5 protein-coding genes and 1 rRNA gene are annotated in these 6249 nt (G+C 56.6%); 3 read left to right on the top strand and 3 right to left on the bottom strand.

What is annotated here, in order from left to right; translation table 11 throughout:
- Positions 1 to 120: ribosomal RNA gene (rrf, locus tag CUJ86_RS09635) — 5S ribosomal RNA — on the top strand; the annotation flags it as partial.
- A 21-nt stretch (positions 121 to 141) separates the two neighbouring features.
- Here rrf and CUJ86_RS09630 read toward each other — a convergent pair.
- From CUJ86_RS09630 to CUJ86_RS09620, 3 genes are all read right to left on the bottom strand, one after another.
- Positions 142 to 2160 (bottom strand): type B DNA-directed DNA polymerase, encoded by a 2019-nt coding sequence (locus CUJ86_RS09630; protein WP_130647343.1) that lies wholly within the window; start codon positions 2158 to 2160, stop codon positions 142 to 144.
- Positions 2160 to 2597, bottom strand: coding sequence for a hypothetical protein (locus CUJ86_RS09625; protein WP_130647342.1), 438 nt, complete (start codon positions 2595 to 2597; stop codon positions 2160 to 2162). Before CUJ86_RS09625 ends, CUJ86_RS09630 begins: the two co-directional genes overlap by 1 nt.
- A gap of 61 nt (positions 2598 to 2658) precedes the next feature.
- Complete coding sequence (locus tag CUJ86_RS09620; protein ID WP_235855636.1) at positions 2659 to 4458, bottom strand: chloride channel protein; 1800 nt, start codon at positions 4456 to 4458, stop codon at positions 2659 to 2661.
- 376 nt (positions 4459 to 4834) lie between these two features.
- On the opposite strand from CUJ86_RS09620, the gene CUJ86_RS09615 reads away from it, so the two are divergent.
- Positions 4835 to 5704, top strand: coding sequence for a formate/nitrite transporter family protein (locus CUJ86_RS09615; protein ID WP_130647341.1), 870 nt, complete (start codon positions 4835 to 4837; stop codon positions 5702 to 5704).
- A gap of 12 nt (positions 5705 to 5716) precedes the next feature.
- Complete coding sequence (locus tag CUJ86_RS09610) at positions 5717 to 6232, top strand: nucleotide-binding protein (RefSeq protein ID WP_130647340.1); 516 nt, start codon at positions 5717 to 5719, stop codon at positions 6230 to 6232.
- Positions 6233 to 6249: the final 17 nt, after the last annotated feature.

Below are 6249 nucleotides of genomic sequence, written 5' to 3'. Positions count from 1 at the left end.
TAGCGGCCATAGCAGTGGGGATACACCTGGACTCTTTCCGAACCCAGAAGTTAAGCCCACTTACGTATTGTCCGGTACTGAGTTGTGAGAACACTCGGGAACGACAGTGCGCTGCTATCCCATCCTTTACATTGAAAATGTCTATTCTGGTTCGATTATCTCTTGATTCATGAGCGGCTGCCGTCCTGAACATTGTGCATTCCTGTTTACTGTTGCTGCTCTTAGTCCGAATGCCGCTTCTTCCCATGCCTGTGCAAGGATTCGTCGATAATAGCGGTGGTCATATTCCTCTGCATCCCACACCGGAACGGCCTGATGCCGTCCCGCGTCCGCCACTACATACCTGACTGCCATGCCCGGTGAGAGGTCGGCACCTGCATTGCGGTACGCCGCCACTGCCGATGCTTCGAGACTCTGTTTTTTCCGGTCGAGCGAACTGAGATCGCGCCTGATTGCGAGATCTGTGGGATCTGCCTCTCTCAGTCCATCGACAAAACCCTCATAGATCTCATAGAGAGATCCGTACATCGCTCCAAGGTCTGCCGGTGACTCTGCCATTTCCATCTGCTCGAAGAGTGCATTCTGCATTCTCCTGATATACTCTGGTGTATCCTGCCGACGCCCCATCACGCCCCGCACCCGCATCCTGCTATCGCTACGGCGGCCGAAATATGACGTATAGGCCCCGGAGCCATCCGACTGGGGGAGAAAGACGACCCAGTCATAGTGCTCCGCCTCCATCATCACCTCTGCATGCTCTTCGATCCGCTGCTGGAGAAGCCTGATATCGCCATCTCCGGCCACCCAGAGGGCGTCAACCAGTCCATGCAGGACAGAATAGTCCATTGACTCGGCGATGCGCCGTGATGCCGAAAGGATGTCTCTGGCGATTGCCGTGATCTGCTCGTGCACCTCGATCCGCCCGAACTTTGCGTTCTTGTAGCCGGTATACCCAAAACTGGTGACAAGCATCCACTTGAGCACGGCATCGATGCCTGCCACAGATGGATCGGTTTTTTTCTGCCTTTTTGTCTCTATCCTGAACCTGAGAAGGGGATCGAGGACCGATGGAAGAAAACCCTGCCCTGAATCGGGTCGGTCGATGGTCTCGGGGGAGAGGTTGTGCCTGACAATGATCGTCGGGTAGAATGAGGTGAAGTCGAGTTGTGTTACGCCGCTGTAGATGCCGGGTTCTGGCTGGAGAATGATTCCCCCCCGCTCCACCTCCCGGACTGTTTTGATTGCACGGGGTGTTTCAGGATCACCTTTTCTGAACGGCACCGCGATCCCTCGTTTCAGTGCCTCAAAGACCTCGTAACCGGAGATCAGGGAACCGGGCGTGAGGCGACATATGAGGTTGGGGGGGAGGGCCGTGAGGCGGGAGAGCGCCAGCACGCCGGCAAGACCGCCCTCCCGGTAATTGAAGCTCTGTGCTGTATCGATGAGCACCCGCCCCTCCGGGATGATTGCGCCGGGTCGGTACCTGGTCTTTCCATAACTCTCGTATGATGACTCCTGCATCTGGCGATAACGGCCATTTCTGCTGAAGGAAAATGGTAACCCTTCGACCTCGGCGGTCCGGGCAATCGCTGCCGTCCAGACATCTGCATGCGGGAAAAAAATTACGTCCGGGTCTGCAGCGAAAACCTCCTCCAGAAGGGAGGCGACCATCCCGGTCCAGCGCCCCCTGATCATAGTATTTCCCACCTGAAAGGACTCAGGGTGGTGATCGAGGTAGGGTCTGCCCCGTGCGGCAATCTCAAGGGTTGTGAGGGGGTGCTGGTGCGATATGGTGAACGCCCCCTCTCCCGGCATGGCACAGGGTGTGACCCCGAACGCTGCACAGAGGCGCTGCTCGGGACGGATATCGACGTTGAAGACCTCTGCAGTGTAGTGTGTCTGCTGTTCGATCAGTTCGGCGGTATGGCGGGGTGCTGTGATGGAATATCCGGTTCGCCGACCATGGAGCGTGCTGAATGTACACTCCCTGCAGTCTGTTTCTCTCTCGAGTGCCTCGATCATCTGCCAGTGCAGGTGCGGATCCTGAAGAGAGAAGAGAAAGGGAGCAGGAACCGGTTCGCGCCGGCATCTGATCTCGCCCCCCTCCTTCTCCCAGATGTCGACCGCACCGTTGTGCGGTGCCAGATCAAGGATCCACATCAATGTCCTCTCCCTATTCGAACTGTCCGGTCCGCCTGTTCTGTGACTGCGGCAAGAGTCGGGTCGAACCCGGTGGCACAGATGATGACGGTGGCGGAGAGGGCAAAATCGCGGCAACCTCCCGCAAACACCATGGACAGTTCCGTCAGATCACCGAAGGTTTCACGGTCATATTCGATGATGACAGTGCTCTCGCTGGCTGTTTGCAGGATGGTGATGACCTGGAAGGCGGTAAGTGCCCTCCGTACAGAAAAACCGGGATCAGGGATCCGGATCGTTCCGACCAGGCGTGAATAGTTGGGGGAGATGTAGAGGGCCCGACTGTCTGCAGCATTCAGGCACTCCTCCAGCACGCGCCGCAGCATGTTCTCCGGTGCCACAAGCACCGAGATGGCGGATGAATGCAGGATGGATGAGATGAAACAGGGGTCGGGCATGGTGGCGAAGATCTTCTCCGCATACCGATATGAGTGATCGCCGTGTGTGCGGGGTGAAAGTTTACTTCCTCGTGGAAAGGAAGCGGGTGTGGGCCAGCATCAGGTCGGTCCTTGTCAGAAAACCGGAGAGAATGAATGGGTCATCCTCACGGACCACCGGCAGGTGATGGATGTCGTGCTCGATCATCACCTGGAGCGCCTCCTCAAGGGTGCTGGTCTCAGCGATCGTCACCACATTCCTGCTCATCCGCTCGCTCACCGGCAGCGAGAGATCCCCGTCTGCAAGGAGTTCCCGGACATCCCGTGTGGTGATGATCCCGACGATCCGGTTGCCTTCGAGCACCGGGTAGCCCGTATGGTGTGTGGTGGTGATGAGGGAGAAGACCTTCTCGCAAGGGTCGGTGGGGTCGAGGGATATGACGGCAGGGCGCCCCACCATCACCTCCTCAACACTGATCTCCTCCAGCACGTCGACGGAGAATTCTCCCCTGTGCGCTCCGGACTGTGCCTTGTTTGGTACCTGCTCGATAAAAATTGTCTTTTCACCGATGAGCACATGGGCAACGGCCACCGCACCCATGGCCGGTACAAAAAGGGAAAAGTTTCCGGTCATCTCTACCACCATGATCATCACGGCGATGGGGGCATGTGAGATGGCGCCGAAACAGGAGATCATCCCCACGACCACAAAGCCTGGTATGATCTCCGGGGGGATGAGGGAGGGGATCACGATGTGCAGGGCCATGCCGATGGCACCTCCGGCGGCACCGCCGATGACGAGGCCCGGGGCAAACACACCTCCACTCCCGCCGGAACCGACGGTCAGGGATGTGGTCAGGATCTTGACGAAGGGGAGGACGAGCAGGACCGAGAGGGGCAGCATCGAGTAGAGGGCGAGCTGGACAAAACCGTAGCCGGTGCCGAGTCCTCCAAGCCCCATCATCGCTGTCTCGGGGGAGATGTAGCAGAGGGAGACGACGATGGCCCCGGTCAGGAAGGCGCCGGAGAGGGGTTTGATATGGTTCGGGATCCGGTGCTTCTCGAAAAACGACGAAAATACCTTTTTTGTCCCGTAAAATGTCTGGATATAGAGGATTCCGAAGACGGCGGAGAAGGCGCCGAGCAGGAGGAAGAAGGGGAGGTGCACAACCGACCAGTCCACCGATACCGGGGAAAACACCGGTTCAAATCCTTCAAAAAAACCAAATATTGCATAACCGATCACTGAGGCCAGGAAAGCGGGTACTATTGCATCGGATTCGAAGTCTCGGGTGTAGAGGATCTCTGCTGCCAGAATGGCCCCGCCGAGCGGGGCCTTGAAAATCGTTCCGATGCCCGCCCCGATGCCGGTGGCGATGGCGATGCGGCGTTCACGCTCGGAAAGACCCAGGAAATCCGCCACCATCGATCCGAACCCGGCGGACATCTGGGCGGTGGGACCTTCACGCCCCGCACTTCCGCCGGTGGAGATGGTGATGATGGCGGTCAGCGCCTTGAGGAGGGGGATGCGGCGCCTGATCCTCCCTTCGCCATGGAAGGCGCGGATCGCCGCGTCAGTCCCGTGCCCCTCCGCCTCCGGAGCGTAGGTATAGACGAGGAGACCGGAGAGGAGACCGCCAAGGCAGATCACCGGCAGGATCAACCATGGAGATTGCGGTGGGGACCACATGGCGATCTCGGTGAAACTCTGCCCCTCCTCAGGCAGGGAATAACCGACGATCGTCTCCATAAAAAAATGTGTCCCGATCTTCAGGCCTTCGAAGAACAGGAGGGCGCCGACACCGGAGATGACCCCGACAACGATTGCAATGAGGAATACTCGTTGATACGTGATGGCGCCATCGGACATGGTTTTCCTCATACATATTGCAGAGCAGATGAGAAAAAGCATTTCATCCGGCCATTTTTTCGTCAGGGCGACTGTCCGGGGGAGGAAGCGGGTGAATGCTGGATTCTGCGCGCCCGGTGTGGCATCCCCTGTTTTCGGCGCGTATTCGGGCTGAAATATGGCGGGATCAGGGGTCGGACGAGGCGATATGTATTAATTTTGGCCATTTGTAAACTATTTCATATTTACTTCTTGATCCTGATCGGTGGTGTCTGACACCCACAGTCATGGGAGTTCTGGCATCAGATTAGAAAGTGTTTAATACGATTTGACAAGAGTGTTGTTTAGCCTATACGAGAAAGACTTTATAGTGCTGGTATAGGTAGGACGTTTAAGAGGTGTAAGAAGAATGGTGTTCCATCCTCCAGTAGCAATCGTCGCCAAAGCAGGCGATGCAGGGAAGTATAAGACGTCCCTGCCAGCGTGGAACATGATCCTGAGGGGATTCATGGCCGGTGCGTACATCGCCATCGGCGGCGCCCTCGCTACAGTCTGTAGCACGGGTGTCTCGACTTTCCTCGGAGCAGGTTTCGCAAAACTCATTCTGGGTGCTGTTTTCCCTGTTGGGCTTATTATCATCGTTCTCACTGGTGCTGAACTCTTCACCGGCGATGCGATGCTCGCTCCGATGGCCGCGTTTATCCACAAGATCTCGTGGGCCAGTGTGATCAATCTCTGGGTCTGGGTATATATCGGCAACCTTATCGGTTCGATCGTCTACGCCTACCTGATGGCCGTCGGTCCGTTTACCTCCTGGGATGCAGCGGGCGCCGGCACTGCAACCGCATTCGGTCTTTCTGCTGTGAATATCGCCGCAGGAAAGGTCTCATATGTTGGTCTTGCAGCCCAGTGGTCGCTCTTCTGGAAGGCAATCGGCTGTAACTGGCTCGTCAACCTCGCCATCCTCCTCGGCATCTGCGCCGACGACCTGATTGGCAAGTTCTTCGGCATCTGGTTCCCGATCATGGCTTTCGTTTCCACCGGATTCGAGCACTGTGTCGCAAACATGTATTTCATCCCGGCAGGTATCATGACCGCCCCCTACCTCACTCCTGAGCAGGTGGCGATTGTGGGCGCAAAGCTCCAGAGCCTGAACTGGGTCACCATGTGGACCAACAATATCATCATGGTCACCATCGGCAACACCATCGGTGGCCTGCTCTTTGTCGGTGTCCTCTACTGGGTCGCCTTCAAGAAAGAAATTGCCGCACTCAAGTAAGCAGTGTGTACAATGGAAATCAGAAATGTCAATGTGCGAATGTCGGCCCTTTCGATGGCCGTATTCGCCTTTTTTTCAGTTTTGATCGTCATCACGGTCGTACTGACCGGTGAGCTGTCGTTTCTCGTCTGGGCGGTTCCGACGCTGATTGTCCTGCTGATCATACCGCTGGCCCTGAACTATTTGAGCCAGAAACAGTATGCCGATCTGCTTCCTGTGTATGAGGCAGAGTCAAAGGACTACCGCATCAAGGCGATCAATGCCACGATGATCGGTTCTCCGGTACGGATCCGCGGCATCGTTGAAAAAGCGATGTTCCGTTTCCTGAACAGGCCTCAGTTCGTTGTCGCTGACAGGAGCGGAGAAATCTCGGTGAAGATGTTCACCACGCCGCAGGAAGATGTGAAGGAGGGCGACCATGTCGAGGTGCTCGGACTGGTCATCAAGCGCTACATCGCAACCGGCGATCCGGTGATAAACTGCGTCTCGATCCGGAAGATCGATCCGGAAAAAAAGAAGCAGACGTAACCTCTCTCTATTTTAAA

Origin of the sequence: Methanofollis fontis, from assembly GCF_004297185.1 — an archaeon.
In the GTDB taxonomy this organism is placed as follows: Archaea; Halobacteriota; Methanomicrobia; order Methanomicrobiales; family Methanofollaceae; genus Methanofollis; species Methanofollis fontis.
This window is presented reverse-complemented; position numbering and strand designations above follow the sequence as displayed.